This window comes from Hominiventricola sp. (assembly GCF_057604405.1).
This window is the reverse complement of record NZ_DBLYVB010000025.1, coordinates 1-26,756: the sequence shown is the minus strand read 5'-3', so window position 1 is coordinate 26,756 and position 26,756 is coordinate 1. Positions and strand designations below refer to the sequence as shown.

Below are 26,756 nucleotides of genomic sequence, written 5' to 3'. Positions count from 1 at the left end.
TACGGCTCCATTCCTTCTCTGGGAACCATGGTACTCTTCTGCCTGCTCCTTGGCGTCTTTGCCATTGGCGCTCCGGGTGTACCTGGAGGAACGGTTATGGCATCCTTAGGACTCATTACCGGCATCCTGCTCTTTAATGACACCGGCACTGCCCTGATGCTTACCATCTTCGCCCTGCAGGACAGCTTCGGAACTGCCTGCAACGTCACCGGCGACGGAGCCCTGACTCTGATTTTGACCGGATATGCAGAAAAGCATCATGTGCAATAATTTTTTATATTAGAAGAACCGGGATTATTTCCCGGTTCTTCTTTTTACATATTCCATAATCAGGTCTTTTGTTCCTTCATATCCAAGTTTTTCCGTATTCAGGCACAGATCATAGTTTTCAGGATTTTTCCACTTCTTTCCAGTATGATATCTATAGTAGTCACGCCGGTAACGATCCATCCTCAGAATCTCTTTTCATAGTATTTCCTCCTCTCTCAATCCCTGCTGTATATTGTGCAGAAGAATAAAAAAAGAGGTCTCAGCCGTATCCCATGGATATCGGATGAAACCTCATCGTTTCTGCTCTCTGTACTGCAGTTCCTTTTGATGCGAAAAATTGTACTTTATTTTCTTCTGAAATGCAACAGTTTCTTAAAATTATAGGAATTATCTTTAATTTCTATGATTTTGCAGAATCTTTTATCTTTATCTCTCTTTTACAAAAAATAATTTATTGGTACATCAGCCAACTTTCAGTCGAAATTTCTGAATTTCTTTTTCGCTGGCTACTTTCTCAATCTGGGCACCCAGTTTCCGGAGCTTTGCATCCAGATTTTCATAGCCGCGCTCAATATAATAAATGTCATCCACTATCGTAATGCCTTCTGCTGCCAATCCGGCAATGACAAGAGCTGCGCCCGCACGAAGATCCGGCGCATTGACTCTTGCCCCGGTAAACTTCTCAACGCCGCTGATGACTGCCACATTTCCTTCTACTTTTACAGAAGCACCCATACGGGACAATTCATCCACATAGCGGAAACGGTTTTCAAAAATACTCTCTGTTACAATACTGGTTCCTCCTGCAAGAGCCAGGGATACGGAGATCTGGGGCTGCATATCGGTCGGAAAACCCGGATACGGCATGGTCTTTACATGCGTTGCCTGAAGCTTCTGCGGAGCGATCACCCGCACTGCATCATCATATTCACAGATCTGGCATCCCATCTCCAGAAGCTTTGCCGTAGTTGCTTCCAGATGCTTCGGAATCACGTTCTGAAGAACCACATTGCCGCCTGTAACAGCTGCAGCGAACATAAAGGTTCCTGCTTCGATCTGGTCAGGAATAATGGAATACTCGGTCTTATGGAGCGTGCTGACACCTGTGATACGGATGACATCCGTACCTGCGCCTTTGATTCTGGCTCCCATGCTGTTCAGGAAGTTGGCTACATCTACCACATGGGGTTCTTTTGCCGCATTTTCAATGATGGTATTTCCCTCTGCCATGGAAGCAGCCATCATAATATTGATGGTCGCACCTACACTGACCATGTCCAGGAAAATATGCGCTCCATGGAGTTCTTCTGCTTCCGCAATAATAAATCCATGTTCAATACGGGTCGTCGCACCCATGGCTTTAAAACCTTTCAGATGCTGATCGATAGGACGGCTTCCAATGTTGCAGCCTCCCGGAAGGGGAACCTCCGCTCTCTTGTATTTTCCAAGAAGTGCGCCAAGAAGGTAATAAGACGCACGGATTTTTTTCATATTTTCATTTTCAACTATACAGTTTTCTACACAGGAACCATTGACCGTCACGGTATGACGATCCAGACGCTCCACATGCGCACCAATGTCCTGCATTGCCTCCAAAAGGGCATTAATATCTCTAACGTCCGGAAGATTTTCAATCCGAACGGTTTCATCTGTCATATTTGCAGCTGCAAGAATGGCAAGCGCCGCATTCTTTGCGCCGCCAATCTCAACTTCGCCATTGAGAACATTTCCACCTTTTATAATATACTGTTCCACGATTACACCTCGAACACTAAACTGTTTTCTATCTTTCATATTGCTCCGAATGAGCCTGTCTTATTCGTACTATGTCTAGGTTATTATATCTTACCAAAGTAGAAATTGCAATCCACACAATGGCAAAAAAAAGACGTTTTTTTGCCATATGTTCTTATTTTTGTCAGTTACTGTTCTCACTTACAGAAGTTCCAGATAATCCGCCTCCGTAAAACGATGATAAATCGTATGTCCCATTTCCATATGAATGCAATAGTAATATTCGTCATGTTCTGCATTGTGAAAATGAATGGCATAATCAAAATCAGATCCTGCAGGCATCTTCTCACAGATATACTCCGGATCATATTTCTTAAAGATCTCACAGATCTCCTCCAATGTGCAGGCATGCTTTGTCTGAAACAGTTCAATGAGCTCTTTTAAGAAAGCTGGTGTCTCCACATGCTCATGTACCCACTTCGCACCTTCCGGTGGAATACTGATCTCAATCCGCTCTGCATGGCTGCTGAACTTCAGCTTTCCAAGATCTGTTTTTTCTTCAAACTCTCCCTTGAGCAGATCAAGCATTCTCTGAGCATTCTGAGCAGATGTTCCCAGAATCTCATTTAAGGATGCTACCGGATAATAAAGACGCACCGTCTCCGGCGCATAACCAAGCTTTAACTGCGCTTCCTTTACCTGATCTGTCATATTTTTTATCAGACGTTCTCTGTTCATTCTATAATTTCTCCATTCAACATTTTTCTATGAGCATTATGAAATAGCAAAGGAAAAATGTCAATCAAAAAGACGTCCCCTTCCGGAGACGCCTTCTCTCTCAACTACTCTGTCTCAATCTCAACAGGATAGCCGGTCTTTTTTTCTTTATAATGATGTGCCTCTTCAAGCATCATGTCTTTGACCTTCATCAGACGGATCTGAGTCGATCTCTCATTCTCGTCAAGCTTCATGGTAATATACTTGATATTCTCCTGCGCCTGGGGAATAATGACATGCTCCAGCGCATTTACACGACGTCTGGTTTTCTCAATCTCTGACGCCATCAGCTGGCAGGCCTTTTCGGTCTCAGCCAGTTTCAGCATATCCGGCAAAATATCTGCCAGGGATTTTACTGCATCATCCAGATCTCCGGAAGTAAATGCAAAGCCATAGGAATAGATATCATTCTCATCGGCGGTTCTCGTCTTATACTCAAATACCGGGATATCCACACTCATGACATTTTTGCTGGATGTCTCCAGATATACCTCCTGCTTCGGTGCCATCAGTGCGGTATGAAGAGTCTCCTCCGACATACCTGCCTTGGCAATAACGAAGTTTTTATTGGCGGCCTGAATACCTGCTTCCACCTTCTGGCGGAGTGCCATGTTTTCCCGTACCAGATCCAGAAACTGACGCATCAGTTCATCACGTTTGTCTTTCAGAAGCTTGTGCCCCTTGGTCGCTGTCACCAGTTTTTTCTTCTGGCGGGTCAGCTCCATTCGGGTCGGGTTCACCTGTGTAGATGCCACGTGCAGTCACCTCCTACTTTCCGTAGTACTGATCCAGGAACTTGTCATCGATACGTTTCAGCTCGCTTCTCGGCAGGATAGAGAGTAATTTCCATCCGATATTCAGAGTATCTTCGATATCTCTGTCTGCCTGGAATCCCTGAGATACGTATTCTTTCTCAAACTCATCTGCAAATTTTGCATAGATCAGGTCGATATCAGAAAGAGCAGCCTCACCAAGAATGGTCATAAGCTCTTTTGCATCTTTACCTCGCGCATAAGCCGCAAACAACTGGTTCAGTGTATTCGAATGGTCCGCACGGGTCTTGCCCTCACCGATACCTTTATCTTTCAGACGGGACAGGGATGGCAGTACATCGATCGGCGGGTTAATTCCTTTTCTGTAAAGCTCACGGCTTAAGATGATCTGGCCCTCAGTAATGTAACCGGTCAAGTCAGGGATCGGATGCGTCTTATCATCCTCAGGCATGGTCAGAATCGGAATCATGGTAATGGAACCTTCTTTGCCCTTCTGACGTCCTGCACGTTCATACATCTGAGCCAGGTCTGTATACATGTAACCCGGATAACCACGACGTCCCGGAACCTCTTTACGCGCTGCAGAAATCTCACGAAGTGCATCTGCGTAGTTGGTAATATCCGTCAGGATAACCAGAACGTGCATGTCTTTCTCAAATGCCAGGTACTCAGCTGCGGTCAGTGCCATACGCGGAGTTGCGATACGCTCTACTGCCGGGTCATTTGCCAGGTTAATGAACAGAACGGTTCTGTCCAGCGCTCCGGTCTCGCGGAAACTCTCTACGAAGAAGTTGGACTCCTCGAAGGTAATACCCATAGCTGCGAATACTACTGCGAACTTCTCATCCTTTCCTCTTACCTTTGCCTGTCTTGCAATCTGTGCTGCAAGCTGTGCATGCGGAAGACCGGAAGCGGAGAAGATCGGAAGCTTCTGTCCACGAACCAGAGTGTTCAGTCCATCGATTGCAGAAACACCGGTCTGAATGAACTCGTTCGGGTAGCTTCTTGCTGCCGGGTTCATCGGAAGACCGTTGATATCCAGTCTCTTATCCGGAAGAATTTCAGGACCACCATCGATAGGACGACCCATACCATCGAAGACACGGCCAAGCATATCTTCAGATGCACCCAGCTCCATACTTCTTCCAAGAAAACGTACCTTACTGTTAGAAAGGTTGATACCGGTAGAGCTCTCGAAAAGCTGTACCATAGCATCCGTACCATTTACCTCAAGCACCTTACAACGGCGGGTTTCTCCGTTTGCAAGCTCGATCTCTCCAAGCTCGTCATACGTAACTCCTTCTACGCCCTGCACCAGCATCAGCGGTCCGGCTACTTCCTGTATTGTTCTATATTCCTTAGGCATTTAGAAGTCCTCCTTTCCGCACACATCTGCAATCTGGGCGTCCAGAGTATCCAGAATCTTCTGGTATTCGGTATCCAGATTTTCTTCCAGTGTATATTTATAACGTCCGATCTGCTCACGTACCGGCATCTTAATCAGTCCCTGTACGCCTGCACCATTTTTCAATGCTTCTACGGATTTATCATAGTAAGCAAGTACCAGTCTCATCATGAGCAGCTGTTTCTTCAGAGAAGTGTAGGTATCTACTTCATGGAAAGAGTTCTGATGCAGGAAGTCCTCACGAATAGAACGTGCTGCTTCCATCTTCAGACGATCTGGAGCAGACAATGCATCCATACCTACCATCTGTACGATCTCATTGAGCTGTGCCTCATCCTGAAGCAGAGACATCATTTCCTGACGTCCGCTCATCCAGTCATCTGCCACATTCTTGGTGAACCAGCCGGAGATATTGTCCAGATACAGGGAGTAACTGGTCAGCCAGTTGATTGCCGGGAAGTGACGTTTGTAAGCCAATGCAGAATCCAGTCCCCAGAATACCTTAACGATACGCAGGGTTGCCTGGGATACCGGCTCGGAAATATCACCACCTGGCGGAGATACTGCTCCGATAACAGACAGTGCACCTTCTCTTCCGTCTTTACCAAGGTTGACAACATGTCCGGCTCTCTCATAGAACTGTGCCAGACGGGAACCTAAGTATGCCGGGTAACCTTCCTCACCAGGCATTTCCTCCAGACGTCCGGACATCTCACGAAGAGCCTCTGCCCAACGGGAAGTAGAGTCTGCCATCAATGCTACAGAATAACCCATATCACGGAAATACTCCGCAATCGTAATACCGGTATAAATAGATGCCTCACGTGCAGCAACCGGCATATCGGATGTATTGGCAATCAGAACAGTACGCTCCATCAGAGATTTTCCGGTCTTCGGATCCTTCAGCTCCGGAAACTCGTTCAGAACGTCGGTCATCTCATTTCCACGCTCACCGCATCCGATGTAAACTACGATGTCTGCCTCTGCCCATTTTGCAAGCTGATGCTGGATAACGGTCTTACCTGAACCGAAGGGGCCCGGTACGGCTGCAACACCACCCTTTGCAATCGGGAAGAACATATCAACAACTCGCTGACCGGTTACCAGCGGCATGGTCGGCGGAAGTTTTTTCTTGTATGGACGACCTTTACGAACCGGCCATTTCTGCATCAGGAATACATCTTTATCACCATCTTTTGTGGAAACAACTGCTACCACTTCTTCTACGGTAAACTCTCCTGCTTTAATCTCTTTGATCGTTCCCTCGATTCCGTAAGGAACCATAATTCTCTGCTCAACAACCTCGGTCTCCTGAACGGTACCGATGATGTCTCCTGCTTCTACCTCGTCACCCACTTTTGCAGTCGGAACAAAGTTCCATTTTTTATCACGTTTCAGAGACGGAACTTCCACACCACGTTTCAGGTTGTTTCCGCACACTTTCATGATATCGTCCAGCGGACGCTGAATACCATCATAAATACTGGTAATCAGACCCGGTCCAAGTTCTACGGACAGCGGCATCTCAGTTGACTCTACCGGCTCACCCGGTCCAAGGCCTGCTGTCTCCTCATATACCTGAATAGATGCCTGATCACCGTGCATCTCGATGATCTCACCAATCAGACGCTGCTCACTTACACGAACTACGTCGTACATGTTGGCATCGCGCATTCCCTCGGCAATAACCAGAGGTCCTGCTACTTTCTTTATCGTGCCTTTACTCATTGAAAGAATTCACCTGCTTTCTAATCATTTCCGAACAGTATGTCCGAACCGACTGCCTGTTCTACCGACTTCTTCACGCCTGTAATTCCAGCACCCGTATTGCCGGACACACCCGGAATCTGGATAATGGCCGGAAGAACCTGCTCCCGATATCTGGCTATCTCATGAGGAATCTGTGCTGCCAGTGCCTCCGTAATATAGATCACGGCATAATCACCGGATGCCAGTCTTCTTAACTCCTCTTCTCCTTCCTGGATGTCGGATACGGGATGAATGTCCAGGCCCAGCGAAGCGAATCCATAGATGCTGTCGTATGCGCCCATAACTGCGATCTTATACATACATCTCCCTTACCCTTTCCCGGATAGAATCATCTGATAAGCCGTTCTGCTTACAGGTAAGAATGATTCTCACCGTTTTGATTTCATTCTGTCTTGCGATTACATACGCAACCAACGGACCTACAGAAAACGGATTCGTCTTCTGCGGTTTGATGGTCTCGATAATCCTGTTATCACACCACCGTTCAAATGCAGATGGTGATTCTTTGATGGCCTCTGCCGCCTCTGCGTATCCTGCCCCGATTAAGTATTCCATAACGGAATCCATTCCGGCAAGAGCCGCATGGGCCAGACGCTCTACATTCAGAGTCTTGCAGGGAGCCATGGCTCTCTTCATAAATTCCAGTGACTTTCCGGTCTTACAGCAGCGGACTGCAATCTTGATGTTGGCAACAGCAACCGTAGACTCCGCATAGTCGCGGATAATGGCTGCCTTGGAACGGTTTCCCGCCTCCAGAATTGCCTCCAGCGCTGCACGGTCAATAATCACGTCGCAGAGCTGTCCGTCTCCGGAGTGGAGCAGTGTATCCACCGCCTCACGTGCCGCTTCTCTCATATTTTCCGGAAGTGCCTGAAAATCCTTTTCCCTGACGATTCGTATCATCTCGTCCTTCGAAATCGGCGTTCCCTCAAAGTAAATATTGGCACCACTTCTGCCGGTACATACTTCCTTCACTGCCGCTTTCAGATTGTGGAACCAGTTCGGATAGGACAGAACGTCGAACACGTTCATATCCACCTGCATTTCCCCGATGGTTTCCCAGATCTTCTCCTGCTCTCTGGTCAGAATCGCATCTGCATCCATAGCAGTGTCCACACCGCCCCAGCCATGCTCACTCAGAAAACGGAGACAGCTCTCCATATCTTTGCATGCAATCAGCTGCTCAATGGTGGAAGAAGAAAACAGGGATACCTCCAAAGCACGGATTCGCGCAACCGCATAGGTATACTTTGTGTCAGACAATGATAACCCTCCTTCTATGGCGAATCTGCTTTTTTATAAAAATAAAATCTCGTTTACTTTGTCCTGCAGCTGATCTTTTTTCACATCAAACAGAGCTTTCAACGTACAGTTTTCTTCCACGCCGCCATATACCAGCACAAATCCATCCGGAATTGCCTTCGGCTCTTTCTTCAACACCAGCTTACCGCCTTTGGCTTCTGCTGCTGCCTTGATCTTCTGTTCAAAATCAGCCGGCATGCGTGCAAGATCTGCTTCTGAGAAATAAATCTCTCCGCTCTCTGCAAGCACATACGTATTTAATAGTTTTTCCATGGTCAGGAAATAGCTCTTGGTATCCTCATTTTTCAGAGTCTCATAAGCTTTTCCAATGACCTCCGCGATAATTTCCTGCTTGGTCTGCAGCAGTGCGGTTTTTCGCTTCTGCTCTGCTGCGGAATGAGCACGTCCATCCTGATTTGCTTTCTCTGCTGCCGCTTTTTCTAAAGCTTCCTGCTCCATGACTTTGCATGCAGCCTGTGCATCCGCCAGGATCTGCTCTGCCTCTTTGTTGGCAGCGTCCAGTCTTTCTTTCGCGGAGGCTTCGGCTTCTTCCTGAATCTGGCTTGTAATTTTGTCCAATCCGGTCATTCTAAAGCTTCCCTCCTTACATTCCTATGGTTTCTTATACAGTCGGAAGTGCAAGGATAGAAATCAGCAGAGCCAGAATTGCGTAGGTCTCAACCATTGCCGGGAACAGCATTGCTTTACCAAACTGATCCGGTTTCTTTGCTACGATTCCGATAGATGCAACTGCAGTTTTACCCTGATGCATTGCAGATACAAGACCAACGATTCCAATCGGAAGGCATGCTGCCATAACCATCAGTCCGGTTGCAACAGAAAGTTCTGCGGAACCTGCGCCCAGAAGACCATATCTGGAAAGTGCAACGAATGCTACCAGCAGACCGTAAATACCCTGGGTACCCGGAAGCAGCTGAATAACCAGAACCTTAGCAAATTTACTCGGATCCTCTGTTACAACGCCTGCTGCTGCCTGACCTGCAACACCTACACCATATGCAGAACCGCATCCTGCCAGAATAACTGCCAGTGCTGCTCCGATTAACGCCCATCCATTACCAGTAATACTGCTTAACATAATTATTTCTCCTCCTTGAGATCTACATATTTTGTTTTAAGTTTGAAAGGCTCGAACGGTTTTCCGCCGCCTTCATAAAATTTTCCAAAGAACTCCACGTACTGGAGTCGGCAGGTATGCACATAGGCACCCAGAAGGTTAATTGCCATATTAAAGACATGGCCAATCACAAATACTATGATAAAGAGAATGACTCCTCCGATACTCTTTCCGCCCATGCTTCCCATCTGGTTGACTACAGAAGCAATAACTCCGGTTGCAAGACCGAGGGCCAGCAGACGGGAGTAAGAAAGGACATCACTTAACCATCCGGTAATGTTGTAGAGATCGTATGCTCCAAGTGCAATCCGAAGAGCCGGATTCTTGCTGGATCTTCCAGAGAAGAGAACGATTCCTACTGCTCCTAAAATTGCACTCCATTTTGCCGCTGCATTCAGCGCTGCCGGGAATACAATCTGTTTGCCTGCAATGCCTGCAAACATGCTGGACGGAATCAGAAGTCCGATCAGTCCTAAGAGAAGCATGTACCAGAAAATAACATCACATACAAAATCCATGTACTTATGATCTCTGATGTACATATATCCCTTCAGTGCCAGTCCGGTAAACAGATGAATCACACCGAACAGCATGGAATAAAGAAGCATTCTCATCGGCTCATTCAGCGGTACAAACCACAGTGCCGGAATGGAAATCTTATGTCCAAAGAAGGTCTCCGATATGACATCCAGTGCGTCTCCGAAATAACCGCCGAACAGCACTCCCCAGAACAATGTGGAGAGTCCACACCAGAAGAACAGCTGAACGGATTTCCGCAGGTTTGTTTCCATGCGTGGGAATTTCAGAAGTACAATGCCGCAGGCCAGGGATACAATCAATCCGTATGCTGCATCGGACAACATGAGTCCAAACAAAAATACATAAAAAATAGATGTAAAGAAGGTGGGGTCTATTTCCCCTTTTGCCGGCAGTCCAAAGGATGCCAAAACACCTTCCACCGATTCAGAGAACCGATTATTGTGAAGAAGTACCGGAGGCTCTTCTTCCTCTTTGATTCCTTCTGTCTCTGCCGCTGCACCATAGTGCTCGGACAGTTCTTTTACAATGGCGTCTGCCTTGGCGGCAGGAACATAACCACTGATGGCAAATGTACTTGCTGTCTGCGGGATTTCTCCCAGAATCCGATATTTTTCTGCTCTTGTCCGATAATAATCGGAGATGAGCTCCAGATCCTGACGGCTGACGGCACATTCTGCCAGTTCGCTTTCCAGCTGCTTTACCTGCTCCTGTGCTTTCGCAATCTCTGCTTCCAGATCCTTTTTATACTCTTCCGGAATCTTCTGCACAGGTGATGACGGTTTTGAAAATCCTCCTGTCCGGAGTACCTCTTCTACCTTTCCTGCATCCTGTTTCATACAGATCACTGCCAAATAGGTAAAATCTTTGTCTGTGGAGATAAGCTCCACATCTACCGCTTCTACATCCGGCACTGCACCGGCCAGCAGATTTAAGATGCTCTGCTGATCCTGGGGATTCGGCATGGTTCCTATCAGTACTGCAGTCTTCTGAGTCCCTGTATAGCTCACCGGAACTGTCAGTGACAGCCATGGAGCAAGTGCCTCCACCTGGTTCTGTACTTTCAGAACCGCTGCTTTGCTCTCTGCAATCTGCTTGTCCAGCGTAACGATTCTGGAAGCAGTTGCCATATACTGATCCTGATTTTCAGCTGCTTTCTCAAACAGTTCTTTCTCGACCAGCGGCTTGCCTGCCAGGGAATCCAGCATGCCTTTTTTCTCCGGAACATAAGTGTTCAGGATTGCCAGTGCCTGGTCTGCTGTCTGAGCCCGTCTCTCGAACAATGCTCTGGAGCTTGCTACATCCTGTTTTTCACCCAGGTTGTCATCCTCCAGCTGGATATCGATCTCCATGGCTCCCAGTTCCTGCAGACGTTCCAGGATCGCTTTCCGATTCTTCTTCAATGCACAGATATTGATCCGCTGCATCTGCACGATTGCCATATCCACATCCCTCCTTTTCTCTTTTTTCAGTCTACACCAATGATGTAATGACGGCCTCTAGGGCCTCTTCGCGCTTCGGTTCCACCAGCTGTCTCAAAGCATCCGCTTCCTTCTGTGCCTGTTCCTCTGCCTCTGCAAGCTTCGCCTCACTGGCTTTGTGTGCTGCTTCCTCAGCTTCCTGGCTTCCGGAGCGGATCTTAGAAGCGGTTTCTTCCTTCATGGCCTTTGCTTTTGCCTTGGCTTCTTCCACAATGGAAGCTGCTTTCGCATCTGCCTCCTCAATCAGAATTCCTGCTTTCTTTTCCGCTTCTTTCACTGATTTTAAAGCGTCCTCAAGCATTCTCTCACCACCTTATTTTTCAGATTTTTTAGCAAATTCTTAACCATTTCATATTATTGTAGCACAGCATTTGTGTGTTTTCAACAAAAATCCGGCGTCTCGTTAAATTATTGACAAGTATTTACAATTTGTCATTTTCGTTCTTTCCTATTAAAAATGGCCGCCGCAGAAAGCGGCAGCCGTGTTTTACACCCTCAGCCGAATCTCTCTTCCGCTCATCTGATAGGGAGTCATTTTGACACCGGCCGACTTTAACATTCTGCGGGATGCCAGGTTCGTAGGCGTGCCGTTATATTTATCATCCGCATAGACCAGTTCTTCAATTCCGGCCTGAATGATTGCCTTGGCACACTCATTGCATGGGAACAATGTCACATAAAGTTTGGTCCCGTCCAGACTTCCGCCCCGATAATTCAGTATGGCGTTCAATTCGCTGTGTGTTACATATGCATATTTACTATCGTAGACGTCTCCGTCCCGGTTCCATGGATACTCATCATCATCGCATCCCTTTGGAAATCCATTATACCCCATGGAGAGAATTTTATTCTCTTTGCTGACAATGCATGCACCGACCTGCGTATTGGGGTCCTTGGAACGCATGGCAGACAGTTGGGCGATCCCCATAAAGTACTCGTCCCATGAAATATAATCCTTGCGCTTTTCGCTCATGATACCTCCTACTTGGTACCGAAGATACGGTCTCCCGCATCACCCAGACCAGGTACAATATATCCGTTCTCATTCAAATGATCATCCAGCGCACCCACATACAGGTCTACATCCGGATGTTCTTTCTGCATTCTCTCAATTCCCTGGGGAGCCGCCACGATGCACATAAAGCGGATCTTCTTTACCCCTTTGTTCTTCAGCATAGTGATAGCTGCTGTTGCAGAACCGCCGGTTGCCAGCATCGGGTCTACGACGAATACTTCACGCTCTGCGCAGTCCTTTGGAAGTTTGCAGTAATATTCTACCGGCTCCAGTGTCTCTTCATTTCTGTAAAGACCAATATGACCTACTTTGGCTGCCGGGATCATGGAAAGCATTCCGTCTACCATCCCCAGTCCTGCACGGAGAATCGGAACCACAGCCAGTTTCTTTCCTGCCAGCTCTTTCGCTGTCATCTTGCTGATCGGTGTTTCGATCTCTACATCTGTCAGTTTCAGATCTCTGGTTGCCTCATAGCACATCAGCATGGCAATCTCACTGATCAGCTGACGGAAATCTTTGGAACCTGTTTCCTGACGACGGATAATTCCAATTTTGTGCTGAATTAACGGGTGATCCATAATCATTACTTTTGACATCTCTTTTGTCCTCCTATATTCTGTCAGAAACATCAACTCTCTGGTGTCCTGCAGCTTTCAACAAACGGTTCATAATGGCCTCTCCAAGTCCCGGTGCCTGGAAAGATTCTGAGTAGATGGCATCAACGCCATCCTCATCAAATTCGCGAAGCACTGCAAACAAATGGCTTGCAATGGACAGTTCGCTTTTACGGGAACCAATGCATTTCACATCTCCTGCCGGATAACGGTCTTTGGTCTCCTCCGTACAGATAATTCCCACTTTTCCTGCTGCCGCTTTCTCATTAATGTAAGCGACAACTTTCTCTACCGGACCTTCCACAATCTTCAGATCTGCTTTTGGCGCATAATGACGGTATTTCATACCCGGTGCTTTAGGATGAATGTTGGAATCACTGGAAATCAGTCCCTTATCCATCTTCGCTTCCCCAAGAACAGCCTGTACCATTTCCAGGGAAATATACCCCGGTCTTAAGATCGTCGGCACTTCCTCTGTCAGGTCCACAATAGTGGATTCCAGTCCAATCGTCACAGCACCCCCATCCAGAATCATGGGAATCTTTCCCTGCAGATCTTCATATACATGCTGTGCTGTCGTCGGACTTGGTCTTCCTGATGTATTGGCGCTGGGCGCTGCCACATAGCCGCCGCCCTGCCGGATCAGTTCCAGTGCAATAGTATCTGAGGGCATCCGAATTGCTACCGTATCGAGGCCTCCTGTCGTTCCGTGGGGAACTGCATCACTTTTATCCATGATCATAGTAAGGGGGCCCGGCCAGAATGCTTCAGCCAGCTTCCGTGCAGATTCCGGTACGTATTTTACAATCTTGTCCAGGTGCTCCATATCTGCAATGTGGACAATCAGCGGATTGTCAGACGGACGTCCCTTCGCCTCATAGATTCTATGAGCCGCAGTCTCATCCAGCGCATCTCCACCCAGACCATAGACGGTCTCCGTGGGGAATGCCACCAGTCCTCCTTTTTTCAGGATTTCTCCGGCCCGCTTCATTTCCCTCAGGTCCATGTCCTCCCTGTCTATTTTTATCATCTCTGTTTTCAATATTTCTCACCTTGCTTCTTTTCTCTCTAAGTATCCTTTCCCAGTGTAGCATTCCAGAGAAAAAAAAGCAATCTTCCCATTGCTCCTTTAAAAACTATTTGTTACAATAAGATCGTCATGGATCTCACAACTGATCCTTATGAAAGGGGAGTTCTATTATGTTAAAACAAGTATCCATATACGCGGAGAACAAGAAAGGTACCATTCAGAATATCACCGGTCTTTTGGCAGAAAAGAATATCAACATTCTCGGTTCTGTTATCAATGACGGTGCTGAATATGGCATTATCCGCATGGTCGTATCTGATCCGGAAACTGCTGCAGAAACCCTTACTAAAGCAGGTTATTTGTGTAAGCTTATTGATGTTCTTGGCGTAGAAGTAGAAGACAAGGTTGGTAATCTGCATGAGCTGTTAAAAGCGCTTTATGAGAGCAATGTAAATGCCACTTATATTTATCTGTCCTTTAACCGTGAATCCGGGAAACCAATTATGGTATTCCACACGGAAGATATTACAGAAGTAGAATCCTGTCTGAAATCCAAAGGATTCGCTCTGCTGTAATCAGGATCATCACGGAATTATATTGCAAAGCACCCGCTGCAGGCGGAGAAGCCTGCCAGCGGGATTTTTATTTATTTTCCATATTCAGATAGCGCTGCACTCCAAGTGCCACCGCCCATGCAATCTGCGACTGATAACTCTCCTCCTGCAGAAGCTTTGCCTCTGCCCAGTTCGATAAAAAACCGCATTCCACAATCACCACCGGTGCACTGGTTCTTTTCAACAAATAATAACTTTCATTCGATTTTGCCTGCCTCCGGTTTTGTGGATCCACATAAGATATCAATTTTTCCTGAATGTCTTCCGCCAGCTCTTTTGCCTCCACGGAATTTTTATAATAGAACACCTGCGCCCCTTTCACGGGTTCTTCATGATAGCTGTTCTGATGAATACTGATCACACAGTCCGGATTCATCCCATTAATCAGTTCACACCGATTTTTCAGATCCTGCACTTTTTTATTGGAAGAATGTTCCTCATAAAGTCCCTGATCCTCTTCTCTGGTCATTCGCACTTCCAGGTCCTGCTGTTCTAAGAACACCTTCAGTTTTTTCGCAATCTGCAGATTAATCTCTTTTTCTTTGGAACCATCCACTCCAATTTTTCCCGGGTCGTTTCCACCATGCCCTGCATCCACAATCACCAGCCGTTTTCCCGCCTGCCCGGTAACTGCCCTGCCTGCCACAGGAAGAAATCCCCGTTCTGTCAGTGCCACCGCCCATAAAAGGACCAGCACGGACATGAATAATTCCCATTTTCGTTTTTCCAATTCAAAAACCGCCGCATACGCTCTCTGTAGAGTATATGCGGCGGTTTGTCTGCTAATTCACGTACTTCAAAATTACATCCCAGATGGAAGGTCTTTCATAGCCAAGTCTCCAGGAAGCCACTCCTGCAAGCTCATACTGCTTAATCAGTTTCATTTTTTCTTCAATGGAAGTCTCTTCTTCCATCCACATCTGATAGGTCGCTCCATCATATTCAATTTCTACATAATACTGCTTTGTCGTATCGTCCCATACGGGTTCTGCATTATTATTTTTCACCTTCTGATCGGCATCATTCATGCCCAGGGCTTCGCTGGTCACAGTTCCATCTGCATCCGTCTTCCAGAAACGGGTATAGAAGGGGATGGCGTTGATGACCTTCTCCTTCGGCACTTCACTTAACGTCTTTTCAATGCCCTGCTGCACATAACCAATCGAAGCCACGGATCCCGCCTCTTCCGAACCGGCATAGTGCTCATCATATCCCATAATTACCACATAATCTGCAAAGACGCCCTGCTCTGCCCGGTCATAGTGATCTGAAGATGCAGTCGGTACATAATTATCTACCGACAGAATAATTCCGTTAATCCGGCACATAATGGAAAGCTCCCGGATGAACTCAATATAAGCTTTGGCGCAATCCTGGGTAATCAGCTCGAAATCTACATTAATACCATCCAGACCATACTGGATTGCCGCGGCAATCAGCTGATTCACCAGCCGCTGACGGCTGGATGTCTTGGAAAGCGTCTCATAGGTACTGACCCCTTCCTTAAAATTGTCCACCAATCCCCATACTTCCAATCCCTGCTGATGGGCATAGGTTACATAAGCCTGACTGGCCAGAGATGAAATGTTTCCATCCGTATCCGCAATAGAAAACCAGGTGGGAGAAATAGTCGTCAGTCCCTTGGTATCTGCAATCTTATTGAGCAGATAATTATTGGCTTCCATGTTGGTCACCTGATGCCAGGTCATGTTGATGGTGTAATCCTTCGAAATGCTGGTATATTCCGGCTCCTCAAAATCCGGTGCCGTTACTGTTTCCTGCGTTACCGAGGAAATCCGATTGTTCTTCACATAGCCGATAAATCCATCTTTCGTCAGTACTTTGGTCCAGTCACCAACGTCTTCCGGTTCTTCAAGCACATACATCACGGTTCCCTTGTCCACATTTGTCAGAATCGGACTCTTGATACCCGCTTTCCAGCGTACAGCTGCCTTCTTCTGTGCCGTTACCACATCTTTATTTCCAAACTCTGTGGTAATCCGTACGCGATTGGGTTCTTCACTGTACTCATAGATAAAATTCGTATAATTCAGGAGAAAATCTGCAGCCACATAGGCATCACTTCCGTCGGTCCGCAGAATCACATATCCGGCATCCTGACTGCTCTTTGCCACGGTATAGGAACTTTCTCCCACTGCAGCACTCACTAATTCTTTGGGAAGCGCATAGAGATACTGATTTTCTTTTTCATCCCAGTAAAAACGGGAATCAATATACTCATAGACCGTCTCCACATGAAGGTATACTTTTCCGTCAATGAGTCTGGCCATATCTCCTACCATCTCATTATTAATCACCACTGCCATGTCCTGGTCACCGGACAGTCCGAAATACTCCTTCAGATCTGCCATTTCCTTGGACGGCGAATATTTTTCATACAAAAGTTTTCCTGCAAAAAATCCTCCTATCAGGAAAAACAGCAGCAACGCCGCCAATATCGGAACAGCCTTTGGATTCAGTTTTTTTCTTCTTCTGGGTCTCCGACGAGGTGCATTTCCCCGTTCTCTTAGGTCTTCTCTCTGCATGAATCTCCTCCTGCCAGATTTCTCTTACATGTATTACAAAATAACACGTCCGGAAACGGTATATGATTTTTCTCACCGTTCCCGCTTCTACGTGTTATTGTACCACAAAGCCGGCTTTCCCACCACTAGAAATCTTCAGGACACAAAAAGGCTTTTTCCTTTTTTATTTATTTTCTGTCCGGGATTTCCGACCTTGCTCTTTCCCCCGCGGTATGTTGGTTTCCAAAAAAGAAATGCAGCGTGATATATTATTGTCCCCCATACCGCACATACATACCCCCTTCCAAATCAATTAACAACTGGATTTATTTCACAGAACCGTGAAAAGAATCAGATAAATAGACTTACATTTTCATTATACAGATACTTTTCTGTTTTGCAAGGGTATTTCATAAAAATTTCAGAAATTTTTCCTTCATTTCACTGCCTGTCACGCTTTACATATTTCTGATTTTTGTTTATACTATATAAAACTATAAATTCGCAGGTAGTGATTGTATGAAAATTGAAAAAATCAATGAAAATAAGATTCGCTGCATCCTGACGCGTGACGACTTGGAAGTCCGCCATATCAAGATCAGTGAGATTGCCTACGGATCCGAGAAAGCCCGTTCTCTTTTCAGAGATATGATGGAGCAGGCTTCACACCAGTTTGGTTTTGAAGCGGATAACATTCCGCTTATGATCGAAGCGATTCCCATGCCCAATGAGTGCATTATCTTAGATATTACCAAAGTGGCGGATCCGGAAGAGTTGGATACCAGATTTTCCAGATTCTCTCAGGGTTCCGGTGATCAGTCAGAGGATTCCCCACGGGAGTTTCTGCCCGACGGTGCAGATGAGGTTCTAGATCTGTTCCAGAAGCTTCTGGAACACCGGTTAAAAAACGCTCCCAAAGAGAGCAGGGAAAAACAGGCTGAAGAACTGGCCAGTGAGCTTGACATGTGTAAACTCTATACTTTCGTACGGATGGAGCAGCTTTTATCTGTCTCCCATGTGCTGAAAGATATTTACAGAGGGGCTAATCGTCTTTACAAAAACCCAGATACTCAGGAGTACTGTCTGGTCATTACAAAATCTTCCCACAAACCGGAAGAATTTAACAAGATCTGCAATATTCTCTCCGAGTATGGCACCAGCGGTAAGTACACCCCCGCAGCTGAAGCCTACATGTTGGAGCATTTCACAGTAATTCTTGGTGAACAGGCACTGCAGAAGCTTGCTTCTATCTAACTAATTTTGCAAATGAAAACGCACAAAAAAAGAGGATGTCCACATACGGGATATCCTCTTTCCTGTTTCTGTTAATTACTCTTCGCCAAGGAAGTTGTTCAGTCTTGCTACAAGTACATCCGGATCCAGTCCGTGTACCAGTGCAGCCTCCTCAAGGCTCTCTGCCTGTGCGGACGGGCAGCCGATGCAGTGCATTCCCTCTCTCATAAGAATCGGGATAATATTCTGATCTATCTTCACCAGATCTGCAATAATCATGTCTTTGGAAATCTTAGCCATTTTGGTTACCTCCTGAGTTTACAATCTGGTTGTTATTATATCCCTATTTACTTGCAAAATCAAGGGATTATGGTATATAATATTTTTGATTCGGCAGGCAAATCCTGCCCGTCACAATTTCATAAGGTGGAGGGATGTATATGGATACGAAGCGCTATATTATCTCTGACGCAGCAAAAATGGTAGATGTGGAAGCTCATGTGCTCCGCTACTGGGAAGATGAACTGGAACTGCCAATTGCACGCAACGAGATGGGTCACCGCTACTATACAGAAGATAACATCCGCATGTTTCATCACATTAAGGAGCTAAAGGAACAGGGCTATCAGTTAAAAGCCATTAAGACACTTCTTCCTGAGATGGAACAGGGAAAAATACCACCGGCAATTGTCAAACCACCGGAACCACCGATGAATGCCAGGATGGAGCAATTCCAGTATATTCTTGGAAAGGTTGTCTCCCAGGCATTGCGTGAGACACAACAGGAGATGGGGAAAGAACTAAGCCACCAGGTTTCCACACAGGTTGTCAAAGAAATGGACTACCTCTTCCGCATTCAGGAAGAAAAGGCAGAAACCCATTACAAAAAACTGGACGAGCAGATCCGTGCCTGCCAGAAGAACAACAAAGCATTTTCTCTTGGACGCCCGAAAGAGAAAAAAGTCAAAGAGCCAAAGATAAAAGAAGTCAAAGCAAAAGAGCCGCACAAAAAATGGTTTTTTAATGCGCGCCCCGTAAATGAATCAAAATAGAGCACAAAAAATGGTATCTGTATTCTCATACAGATACCATTTTTAATTTCCTGATTAATTACTCAGCGGAGATAGCGCCGGTCGGGCACTCTGCCTCACAGGTACCGCACTCAAGGCAAGCATCTGCGTCGATTACATATTTTCCGTCTCCTTCAGAAATAGCCTCTGCCGGACAGACTGCTGCGCAGGAACCGCAAGCTACACACTCGTCAGAAATAACGTATGCCATAATACAAATCCTCCTTGTATAATTTTAATCTACCTGATTCTCAGGCTTCTGCCACTTATTTTAATATAAAAAGCTTCATTATACAAGTGGAAAATTACATTATTCCCCGCTCCGATCCATGTCACTGAATTTTGTCAGTTCCGGAATCCAGAGAAGATTTACTGTACCAATCGGGCCGTTACGCTGTTTGGCTATAATAACTTCTGCCACTCTCTGTTCCGCTTCCGATAGGTCTCTGTTGTAGTAACCTTCCCTGTAAAGGAACATCACCACGTCCGCATCCTGCTCGATTGCTCCGGACTCACGAAGATCCGAAAGCATCGGCCGATGATCCGGACGCTGCTCAACTGCACGGCTCAGCTGAGACAAGGCAATAACCGGCACGTTCAGTTCACGGGCCAGCGCCTTTAGTCCACGGGAAATATCCGAGATTTCCTGCTGTCTGGAGGCACTGCTGTTATTGGAGCTTCCACTCATCAACTGCAGGTAGTCTATGATAACTATCTGGATATCGTGCTCCATTTTTAGCTTTCTACACTTTGACCGCATAGCGGATAAGGTAATACCTGGAGTATCATCAATAAAAAGTTTGGAATTGGCAATATTGGCAGAACCTTCCACCAAATTCATCCATTCTTCATCGTTCAGGCGCCCGGTTCGGATCTTCTGAGCATCTACATGAGATTCCAGAGACAACATACGGTTGACTAACTGTTCCTTGGACATCTCGAGGCTGAAGATTGCTACCGCATTGCCCTTCTTAAATGCCATATGCTGGGCCAGGTTCAGAACAAACGCCGTCTTTCCCATGGAGGGACGAGCTGCGATCAATACTAGATCCGAAGGCTGCAGCCCGGATGTCTTGTAATCAAGATCCATAAATCCAGTCTCCAGACCGGTGACACGTCCCCTTGCCTTGGACGCTGCATCAATCTTCTTCATGACATTGATGACCACTTGGCGAATGGGTACGAAATCCCCGCCCCCACCACGCTGGGCCAGGTCAAAAATCCGCTTCTCCGCATCTGCCAATGTGTCTTCCAGCTTTGCAGATCCGGCATAGGTGCTGTTAGCAATCTCTTCGTTAATACGAATCAGCCTTCTGGCTACGGACTTCTCCGCAACGATCTCCGCATAATATTTAATATTGGCAGAAGTCAGAGCCCGATCCATCCACCTTAAAATCTGTTCGATGCCGCAGGCTTCTTCCGGGAGTCCTTTTTCTAACAGACGGGTATGAAGAATGACCGGTTCCACCGGTTTTCCCTCATTATAAAGTTCTACCATGGTGTCATACACCATACCCATCTGTTTCTGATAGAAATCTTCACCAGTAATAATCTCGGAAGCAATCATAATCGCTTCGTTGTCAATGAGCATTGCACCAATGACGGAACTTTCTGCTTCTTCATCATGGGGCATCACCCGTTTTATGAGCGCTTCCTCCATTTGTCTTCGTCTCTCCTTACGCTTCTTTTACAATTACTTTCAGTTCTGCAGTCACCTGCGGATGTAATTTTACTGCTACACTGGTAGTTCCAACTGTTTTGATCGGGTTCGGGAGTACCAGTTTCTTCTTGTCCAGATCCATATTCAGCTGCTCCTTGGCTGCCTGGGCAATTTCCTTGGAAGATACAGCTCCAAAGAGTTTTCCGCCTTCACCAACTTTCAACTCCAAAACCACTTCTGCCTTTGCAATCTCTGCTGCAAACAGCTTTGCTTCCTCCAGACGCTGTGCAGCCATTTTATCCTCATGGGCTTTCTGCAGCTTCAGGTCATTCATATTTTTCGCAGTTGCCTCTATTCCTTTTTTCTTGGAAATAATAAAATTTCTTGCATAACCGTCACTGACATCTACCATCTGACCTTTTTTTCCAAGGGACTTTACATCCTCTAACAAAATTACTTTCATCTTTATAATTCTCCTTCCTCAAACATCTGATCCAATGTCTCCCGAATCAGCTTCATTGCTTCCTCCATGGAGCATTCCAGCTGTACACCTGCCATATTCAGGTGACCGCCGCCGCCCAGCTTCTCCATAATGATCTGCACATTGACTTCATCAATGGAACGGGCACTTACATAAATTCTTCCATTGTATTCTGTCAATACAATCGAAGCTTTTACACCTATAATATTCAACAGCTCATTTGCGGCCTGTGCCCCCACAATCGTCGGGCTCTCCAGTCCCTTGCTTGGGCAAATTGATAAAGCAAATCCTTTATACACCTCCGCATGGCGAACCGCTTCGGCCCTTGCCTTGTATTCTGCCATATCATTCCGGAACAATTTCCGCACTCTGGTTACATCAGCACCACACCTTCTTAAAAATGCTGCCGCCTCGAATGTCCTGACACCGGTTTTTCGCATATAATTGTCCGTGTCAATCATGATACCTGCATAAATACAGTCCGCCTCTCCGCCTTTCAGCCGAACATTATCTGCAAAATACTGCAGAATCTCTGCAACCATCTCACAGGCAGATGACGCATTCGTTTCAATATAAGATAAGACTGCAGGATTAATAATCTCACTTCCTCTCCGATGATGATCAAAAACAACTACCGTAGGAGTCATCCTGAGAATTTCTTCACATTCCGTATAGCTTGGTCTGTTTGTGTCCACGACAACTACTACCGTATTACGATCCACAAGTTCTCTTGCCTGACTGCTTCCAATCACAATCCCCTGTTCTTCGCTGTTCGCTTCCTCAAACACTTCCAGAAGGGGCCGTACCGAAGTTGTCACATCGTTCACCACGATATATGCTTTTTTGTTTAATGTTTTTGCCGCACGGTAAATACCAACTGCAGCGCCAAAAGAATCCACATCTGTCATCTTATGGCCCATGACAACCACTTTATCTTTTGTTTCTACCAGTTCCCTGAATGCCTGCGCTTTGACTCTTGCTTTGACACGGGTATTTTTCTCTACCTGTTGGGTCTTACCACCATAGTAGGTAATCTGATCCTTTGTCTTTACAACTGCCTGATCACCACCTCTGGCAAGGGCCAGATCCATGGCACTGCGGGCATATTCCATACAATCCATATAAGTAGCTCCCTCGGCACCAATACTGATGCTGAGGGTCATGGCCATCTCATTTCCAATGCTGACTGTTTTAATATCCTGCAGCAGATCAAATTTATTTTCCCGGATCTGGTCCAGTGCCTTTTCCTGCATCACTACAAAGAAACGGTCTTTCTCCAGTTTCCGGACAATTCCGTCATAAGCATTAAAATACTTGTTGATTTTCCGTTCAATCAACGCTACCAGCAGGGAGGTACGCACTTCTTCTACATTTTCCAGAGCCTCGTCGTAGTTGTCAATATAAACCAGACCAGCCACCATCCGCTGTTCCCGGTTTTCCCGAATATAACGGTTGATTTCTGTAGTTTCGAATAAATATAGTGCAATCAGGCTGCCCGCGAACTCTTCATCCTCCAGAAGTCCATCCACACCGGCGTCATCTTTCATGTTGATCAGCTTCATTTCCACCCGGAAATCCCGCTCCTCATACTGGATAGCCAATGTTGCCTCCGGATTCTCCTCCACTGGAAGCACGCCCCGGTTCAGCTCCGGGAAAAATGAGTTCACAGCTTTTCCACGCTTGCAGCCTTTGCCGACAATCTTCTGAAACTCTTCATTGGACCAGAGAATCTTTCCATCCTCACCGACCAGCGCGTAAGGAACGGACAATTCCTTCAAAAGCCGTTTCTGAATTTGTCCGTACTGCGTGGCAAAAGAAATCATTTCCTTGTGCACAGCAGGTCTGCTGTACACATAAGCTGCCACTGCAATCGCTGTATAGAGCAACGCCGTCGCGATCGCTGCATAACCCGCATAGGGGTCGATCACATACACAACTACACTCATAATCAGCAGTACCACCGACATATACAGTGGCCACTTTATAAATGCTTTTCGCTTCACATCTTTCTTCATTACACATTCCTTATTTCATTGGTCATTCTGATGATGAATCACTATAACGCTTCTTTCGGTATTATACCATTTCCATGACAGAGGGACAAGAGTTAGCTTTTTCTATATCAAAGCAAAAAAAACAGACGCCGCATAACGCGGCGTCCGAAAAGTTGTTCTTATTCAGCGATGTACGGCATCAGGGAGATATGTCTTGCTCTCTTGATTGCAACCGTCAGCGCTCTCTGATGTTTAGCGCAGTTGCCGGTAATTCTTCTCGGAAGAATCTTACCTCTCTCAGATACGTATCTCTTTAATTTAGCAACATCTTTGTAATCGATCTCGTTATTCTCTTTACCACAGAAAACGCAAACTTTCTTTCTTCTGCGTCCGCCTCTTCTCATCTTCGGAGCGTCGCCTTTTTCATTTTTGGTGTAAGCCATGATGGTTCCTCCTTCTCACAATTCCTATTAAAAATCCGATTGTTAATTAAATGGCAATTCCTCATCGATACCATCCGGAATGTTCATAAAACCATCTCCGGCTGCTCCCATGGGATCCGGTGTTGACGGAGCAGAGGACTGATAGCCACCACCCATACTGCGATTTGCTTCAGAAGCGGCTCTGCTCTCTGCAAACTCCTGCTCTTCCACAACCACATCCGTGGTATATACCTTGTTACCATCTCTGTTCGTATAGGATCCGGTCTGAATGCGTCCACAAATCGTTACACGCATTCCCTGACGAAAATATTTCTCGATAAACTCTGCATTTCTTCCAAATGCTACACATCCGATAAAATCAGCGGTCTGCTGATCACCGTCTCTTCTGGCAAACCTGCGGTCTACTGCAAGAGTAAATCTTGCAACTGCAGTTACGTTCTCACCATTGGAATAACGGACATCCGGATCTCTCGTCAGGCGTCCCATCAAAATTACTTTATTCATTAACAATCACCTCTTATATGCTGTTCTTATGCGTCTTTACGAACACACAGATAGCGGATGACATTGTCCAGAATGCGGACACGTTTCTCGATCTCTGCCGGGCAGGTAGCCGGAGCATCGAACTGAATGAAGTAGTAAAATCCTTCTCTCATCTTCTGGATCTCATATGCAAGTCTCTTCTTTCCTGCATCCTCTACTTCTGTCACAGTACCGCCAAAGCGAGCAATAAGCTCTTTTGCTTTCTCTACGGTTGCTGCTCTCTCGTCATCTTCGATCTTTGCATTCACAACAAGTGCTAATTCATATTTGTTCATGCTTTTCTTCCTCCTTTTGGTCTCTGGCGCAAGCTGATACCTGCGCAAGGATGTCTCTGATTTACAGAGCAATAATATATCACGAGAAATAACTATACCATAAATTTTCAGTGATTTCAAGCATTATTTCCCTATTTCTTCGTCTTTTTTCCGTAATCCTCTGGTGTTTTTCTCCACCAGTTTTCTGGACACCATCACCTGATGTTCGCAGCCCAGACATTTCAGCCGGAAATCTGCTCCCACACGCAGGATCTCCCATTCCTGGCTTCCGCAGGGATGTGGTTTCTTCAGTTTAACAATATCACCTACCTGATAATCCATAACCTTCCTCCTATAACTGACTGAAAATCTCTCCGATAGGTCCCTGAACTAACAGATCCGCCCTGTTATCCATGGGAGTTACCGATTTATTAATAAGTACCAGCTTATTTCCATTATAATAGTCAATAAGCCCCGCCGCAGGATAAACCGTCAGAGAAGTTCCTCCGATAATCAGCACATCTGCCTGGCTGATGGCATGAACCGCTCCGTTAATCGTCGCCTGATCAAGCCCCTCTTCATAAAGCACGACATCCGGTTTGATCAGTCCGCCGCATTTCTCACATCTGGGAATTCCTGTTGATTCCAACATATATCTGGCATCGTAAAATGCCCCACATTTCTGGCAGTAATTCCGATGGACACTTCCATGTAGTTCATAGACCACTTTACTTCCGGCTGCCTGATGAAGCCCGTCGATATTCTGGGTGACAACCGCCTTTAATTTTCCCTGCTGTTCCCATTCTGCCAGCTTCTTATGGGCTGCATTGGGTTTTGCATCAAGGGCCAGCATCTTTGCCCGGTAGAACCGGTAAAATTCCTCTGTATTTCTCTTAAAGAATGTATGACTTAAGATCGTTTCCGGTGGATAGTCATACTGCTGATGGTATAGTCCATCTACACTTCGGAAATCCGGAATGCCGCTCTCCGTAGAAACTCCGGCTCCTCCAAAAAATACGATATTATCACTTTCATTAATCCAGGTTTTTAAAATCTCCAGCTGTTCTGACATCTTTTTCTTCCCTCCTGATTAAAAATAAGTAATCTTAATGTCTTCTTCCTCTAATGTGGCGTTCTCCTCGCAGACGGCAGCCACGTAATCCGGCTCCCGAAATGTAAGCAATCTGCATGAATAGTTCTTTCTATTAATATGGTGACTGATCCGCGGCTGCCCCTCTTCCATATCCACCTGAAATGTTTTCAATGAAGTATAAAAACCGGTTCCGATCGCCTTCAGGAAACTTTCTTTTACCGACCAGTACTGATAAAACAGCCTCTTTCTCTCAGACTCCGATACAGATCCGTAAAACTCCTGTTCCTCTTTGGTCAGTACTTTCCGAATCAGGTTCTCTTTTGGTTCCCGGTCCATCTTCTGCAGATCGATTCCCACTTCCCGGTCTGCCACTGCACAGATCACATAGTCTCCCGAATGAGACCAGTTGACATAAATCTCTGGTTTATCCGTCAGATACGGTTTTCCATGTTCATTCCGGTGATACCGTACCGGAGTCTGCACATCCGTGCATTGTTCCAGGCTTCGGTTCAAAAGCAATTCCGCTGTCCCGTGCTGGTCTCCGTTTTGAATCCTTGTTGCGTAAATATAAATCATTCCGCTTTCCATCCATTTATTTTTCAGTATAACATAATCTTTACTGTTTTACATACATTTTGGCAATAAAAAAACTCCTTGAAATCAAGGAGTTTAGAGAGGCGACAACCAGATTCGAACTGGTGATATAGGTGTTGCAGACCTTTGCCTTACCACTTGGCCATGTCGCCATATTCTTTTAAAAGCTCCCCGAGTAGGGCTCGAACCTACAACACCACGGTTAACAGCCGTGTGCTCTACCATTGAGCTATCGAGGAATACGAAGATATTATACCTTCAAAATCACATACAGTCAATACTTAATTTCATCTTTTCCAAAACCTTACACCTTAAACCTCTTGGTTAAGCCCTCGACCTATTAGTAACAGTCAGCTTCACGCATTACTGCGCTTCCACCTCTGCCCTATCTACCTCGTCGTCTTCA

The 26,756-nt window shown here is 46.1% G+C and carries 32 protein-coding genes, 2 tRNA genes and 1 rRNA gene; 4 read left to right on the top strand and 31 right to left on the bottom strand.

Annotated elements, in window-relative coordinates:
• Positions 1–270 (top strand): cation:dicarboxylate symporter family transporter (locus tag ACZMB2_RS12225; RefSeq protein ID WP_487596947.1); only part of this gene is annotated, 270 nt, incomplete at its 5' end.
• 24 nt (positions 271–294) lie between these two features.
• On the opposite strand, the gene ACZMB2_RS12220 is transcribed toward ACZMB2_RS12225, so the two are convergent.
• The 15 genes from ACZMB2_RS12220 to ACZMB2_RS12150 all read right to left on the bottom strand — a co-directional run bounded on the left by ACZMB2_RS12220 (position 295) and on the right by ACZMB2_RS12150 (position 13,822).
• Entirely contained in the window at positions 295–450 is a 156-nt protein-coding gene (locus ACZMB2_RS12220; RefSeq protein ID WP_487596946.1) for a cytidylate kinase family protein, read from the bottom strand.
• 282 nt (positions 451–732) lie between these two features.
• Positions 733–2,025 (bottom strand): UDP-N-acetylglucosamine 1-carboxyvinyltransferase, encoded by a 1,293-nt coding sequence (gene murA / locus ACZMB2_RS12215; RefSeq protein WP_487596948.1) that lies wholly within the window; start codon positions 2,023–2,025, stop codon positions 733–735.
• Between the two features lie 180 nt (positions 2,026–2,205).
• Complete coding sequence (locus ACZMB2_RS12210) at positions 2,206–2,742, bottom strand: DUF3877 family protein (protein WP_487596945.1); 537 nt, start codon at positions 2,740–2,742, stop codon at positions 2,206–2,208.
• A 104-nt stretch (positions 2,743–2,846) separates the two neighbouring features.
• Positions 2,847–3,536, bottom strand: coding sequence for a V-type ATP synthase subunit D (locus ACZMB2_RS12205; protein ID WP_487596944.1), 690 nt, complete (start codon positions 3,534–3,536; stop codon positions 2,847–2,849).
• A 13-nt stretch (positions 3,537–3,549) separates the two neighbouring features.
• On the bottom strand, positions 3,550–4,920 hold the full coding sequence (locus ACZMB2_RS12200) for a V-type ATP synthase subunit B (RefSeq protein ID WP_118770442.1): 1,371 nt from the start codon (positions 4,918–4,920) through the stop codon (positions 3,550–3,552).
• Positions 4,921–6,687 carry a V-type ATP synthase subunit A gene (locus tag ACZMB2_RS12195; protein WP_118770441.1) on the bottom strand — a complete coding sequence of 589 codons (1,767 nt, stop codon included), beginning with the start codon at positions 6,685–6,687 and terminating at the stop codon, positions 4,921–4,923. It lies immediately after the preceding gene.
• Positions 6,688–6,707: 20 nt separating this feature from the next.
• Positions 6,708–7,028, bottom strand: a complete 321-nt coding sequence (locus tag ACZMB2_RS12190) for a V-type ATP synthase subunit F (RefSeq protein ID WP_118770440.1) — start codon at positions 7,026–7,028, stop codon at positions 6,708–6,710.
• Positions 7,021–7,992: a V0D/AC39 family V-type ATPase subunit gene (locus ACZMB2_RS12185; protein ID WP_487596943.1), complete on the bottom strand. Its 972-nt coding sequence runs from the start codon at positions 7,990–7,992 to the stop codon at positions 7,021–7,023. The genes ACZMB2_RS12190 and ACZMB2_RS12185 overlap by 8 nt, the downstream gene beginning before the upstream one ends.
• Positions 7,993–8,025: 33 nt before the next feature.
• Positions 8,026–8,619, bottom strand: a complete 594-nt coding sequence (locus tag ACZMB2_RS12180) for a V-type ATP synthase subunit E (protein ID WP_118770438.1) — start codon at positions 8,617–8,619, stop codon at positions 8,026–8,028.
• A 34-nt stretch (positions 8,620–8,653) separates the two neighbouring features.
• Positions 8,654–9,130, bottom strand: coding sequence for a V-type ATP synthase subunit K (locus tag ACZMB2_RS12175; protein WP_118770437.1), 477 nt, complete (start codon positions 9,128–9,130; stop codon positions 8,654–8,656).
• A gap of 2 nt (positions 9,131–9,132) precedes the next feature.
• Complete coding sequence (locus ACZMB2_RS12170; RefSeq protein ID WP_487596942.1) at positions 9,133–11,148, bottom strand: V-type ATP synthase subunit I; 2,016 nt, start codon at positions 11,146–11,148, stop codon at positions 9,133–9,135.
• Positions 11,149–11,179: 31 nt separating this feature from the next.
• Entirely contained in the window at positions 11,180–11,488 is a 309-nt protein-coding gene (locus tag ACZMB2_RS12165) for a hypothetical protein (RefSeq protein ID WP_487596941.1), read from the bottom strand.
• 186 nt (positions 11,489–11,674) lie between these two features.
• Entirely contained in the window at positions 11,675–12,160 is a 486-nt protein-coding gene (locus ACZMB2_RS12160) for a deoxycytidylate deaminase (RefSeq protein ID WP_487596940.1), read from the bottom strand.
• A gap of 8 nt (positions 12,161–12,168) precedes the next feature.
• Positions 12,169–12,798 carry a uracil phosphoribosyltransferase gene (gene upp, locus ACZMB2_RS12155; protein WP_118770433.1) on the bottom strand — a complete coding sequence of 210 codons (630 nt, stop codon included), beginning with the start codon at positions 12,796–12,798 and terminating at the stop codon, positions 12,169–12,171.
• A gap of 13 nt (positions 12,799–12,811) precedes the next feature.
• Positions 12,812–13,822, bottom strand: coding sequence for an L-threonylcarbamoyladenylate synthase (locus ACZMB2_RS12150; RefSeq protein WP_487596939.1), 1,011 nt, complete (start codon positions 13,820–13,822; stop codon positions 12,812–12,814).
• A 194-nt stretch (positions 13,823–14,016) separates the two neighbouring features.
• Between ACZMB2_RS12150 and ACZMB2_RS12145 the strand changes: the two genes are divergently transcribed.
• The gene (locus ACZMB2_RS12145) at positions 14,017–14,421 is read left to right on the top strand and encodes an ACT domain-containing protein (RefSeq protein ID WP_487596938.1); all 405 of its coding nucleotides are present in this window, start codon (positions 14,017–14,019) and stop codon (positions 14,419–14,421) included.
• 67 nt (positions 14,422–14,488) lie between these two features.
• Here the strand turns inward: ACZMB2_RS12145 and ACZMB2_RS12140 are convergent, their stop codons facing one another.
• Positions 14,489–15,190: an N-acetylmuramoyl-L-alanine amidase gene (locus ACZMB2_RS12140; protein WP_487596937.1), complete on the bottom strand. Its 702-nt coding sequence runs from the start codon at positions 15,188–15,190 to the stop codon at positions 14,489–14,491.
• A 52-nt stretch (positions 15,191–15,242) separates the two neighbouring features.
• Positions 15,243–17,006, bottom strand: coding sequence for a glycosyl hydrolase family 18 protein (locus ACZMB2_RS12135; RefSeq protein WP_487596936.1), 1,764 nt, complete (start codon positions 17,004–17,006; stop codon positions 15,243–15,245).
• 498 nt (positions 17,007–17,504) lie between these two features.
• Between ACZMB2_RS12135 and ACZMB2_RS12130 the strand changes: the two genes are divergently transcribed.
• On the top strand, positions 17,505–18,239 hold the full coding sequence (locus tag ACZMB2_RS12130; RefSeq protein ID WP_487596935.1) for an adaptor protein MecA: 735 nt from the start codon (positions 17,505–17,507) through the stop codon (positions 18,237–18,239).
• A gap of 75 nt (positions 18,240–18,314) precedes the next feature.
• On the opposite strand, the gene ACZMB2_RS12125 is transcribed toward ACZMB2_RS12130, so the two are convergent.
• A complete protein-coding gene (locus ACZMB2_RS12125) occupies positions 18,315–18,518 on the bottom strand; it encodes a DUF1858 domain-containing protein (RefSeq protein ID WP_487596934.1) in 204 nt (67 codons plus the stop codon).
• 134 nt (positions 18,519–18,652) lie between these two features.
• On the opposite strand from ACZMB2_RS12125, the gene ACZMB2_RS12120 reads away from it, so the two are divergent.
• Complete coding sequence (locus ACZMB2_RS12120) at positions 18,653–19,270, top strand: MerR family transcriptional regulator (protein WP_522731581.1); 618 nt, start codon at positions 18,653–18,655, stop codon at positions 19,268–19,270.
• Positions 19,271–19,328: 58 nt separating this feature from the next.
• Here the strand turns inward: ACZMB2_RS12120 and fdxA are convergent, their stop codons facing one another.
• The 13 genes from fdxA to ACZMB2_RS12055 all read right to left on the bottom strand — a co-directional run.
• Entirely contained in the window at positions 19,329–19,499 is a 171-nt protein-coding gene (fdxA, locus tag ACZMB2_RS12115; protein ID WP_118770426.1) for a 4Fe-4S ferredoxin, read from the bottom strand.
• 99 nt (positions 19,500–19,598) lie between these two features.
• On the bottom strand, positions 19,599–20,948 hold the full coding sequence (gene dnaB / locus ACZMB2_RS12110; protein ID WP_487596932.1) for a replicative DNA helicase: 1,350 nt from the start codon (positions 20,946–20,948) through the stop codon (positions 19,599–19,601).
• Positions 20,949–20,964: 16 nt separating this feature from the next.
• Complete coding sequence (gene rplI, locus ACZMB2_RS12105) at positions 20,965–21,411, bottom strand: 50S ribosomal protein L9 (protein ID WP_487596931.1); 447 nt, start codon at positions 21,409–21,411, stop codon at positions 20,965–20,967.
• A gap of 2 nt (positions 21,412–21,413) precedes the next feature.
• On the bottom strand, positions 21,414–23,444 hold the full coding sequence (locus tag ACZMB2_RS12100) for a DHH family phosphoesterase (protein WP_487596930.1): 2,031 nt from the start codon (positions 23,442–23,444) through the stop codon (positions 21,414–21,416).
• Positions 23,445–23,602: 158 nt separating this feature from the next.
• Positions 23,603–23,866 (bottom strand): 30S ribosomal protein S18, encoded by a 264-nt coding sequence (gene rpsR / locus ACZMB2_RS12095; RefSeq protein WP_118770422.1) that lies wholly within the window; start codon positions 23,864–23,866, stop codon positions 23,603–23,605.
• A 42-nt stretch (positions 23,867–23,908) separates the two neighbouring features.
• A complete protein-coding gene (locus tag ACZMB2_RS12090) occupies positions 23,909–24,370 on the bottom strand; it encodes a single-stranded DNA-binding protein (protein WP_487596929.1) in 462 nt (153 codons plus the stop codon).
• Positions 24,371–24,396: 26 nt separating this feature from the next.
• A complete protein-coding gene (rpsF, locus tag ACZMB2_RS12085) occupies positions 24,397–24,684 on the bottom strand; it encodes a 30S ribosomal protein S6 (RefSeq protein ID WP_487596928.1) in 288 nt (95 codons plus the stop codon).
• 123 nt (positions 24,685–24,807) lie between these two features.
• On the bottom strand, positions 24,808–25,005 hold the full coding sequence (locus ACZMB2_RS12080) for a DUF951 domain-containing protein (RefSeq protein ID WP_487596927.1): 198 nt from the start codon (positions 25,003–25,005) through the stop codon (positions 24,808–24,810).
• A gap of 10 nt (positions 25,006–25,015) precedes the next feature.
• Positions 25,016–25,735, bottom strand: a complete 720-nt coding sequence (locus ACZMB2_RS12075; protein WP_487596926.1) for an NAD-dependent protein deacylase — start codon at positions 25,733–25,735, stop codon at positions 25,016–25,018.
• Positions 25,736–25,753: 18 nt separating this feature from the next.
• Positions 25,754–26,332 carry a 4'-phosphopantetheinyl transferase family protein gene (locus ACZMB2_RS12070; RefSeq protein ID WP_487596925.1) on the bottom strand — a complete coding sequence of 193 codons (579 nt, stop codon included), beginning with the start codon at positions 26,330–26,332 and terminating at the stop codon, positions 25,754–25,756.
• Between the two features lie 99 nt (positions 26,333–26,431).
• A tRNA-Cys gene (locus ACZMB2_RS12065) sits at positions 26,432–26,502 on the bottom strand.
• Between the two features lie 15 nt (positions 26,503–26,517).
• Positions 26,518–26,589, bottom strand: a tRNA-Asn gene (locus tag ACZMB2_RS12060).
• A gap of 81 nt (positions 26,590–26,670) precedes the next feature.
• Positions 26,671–26,756: ribosomal RNA gene (locus ACZMB2_RS12055) — 23S ribosomal RNA — on the bottom strand; the annotation flags it as partial.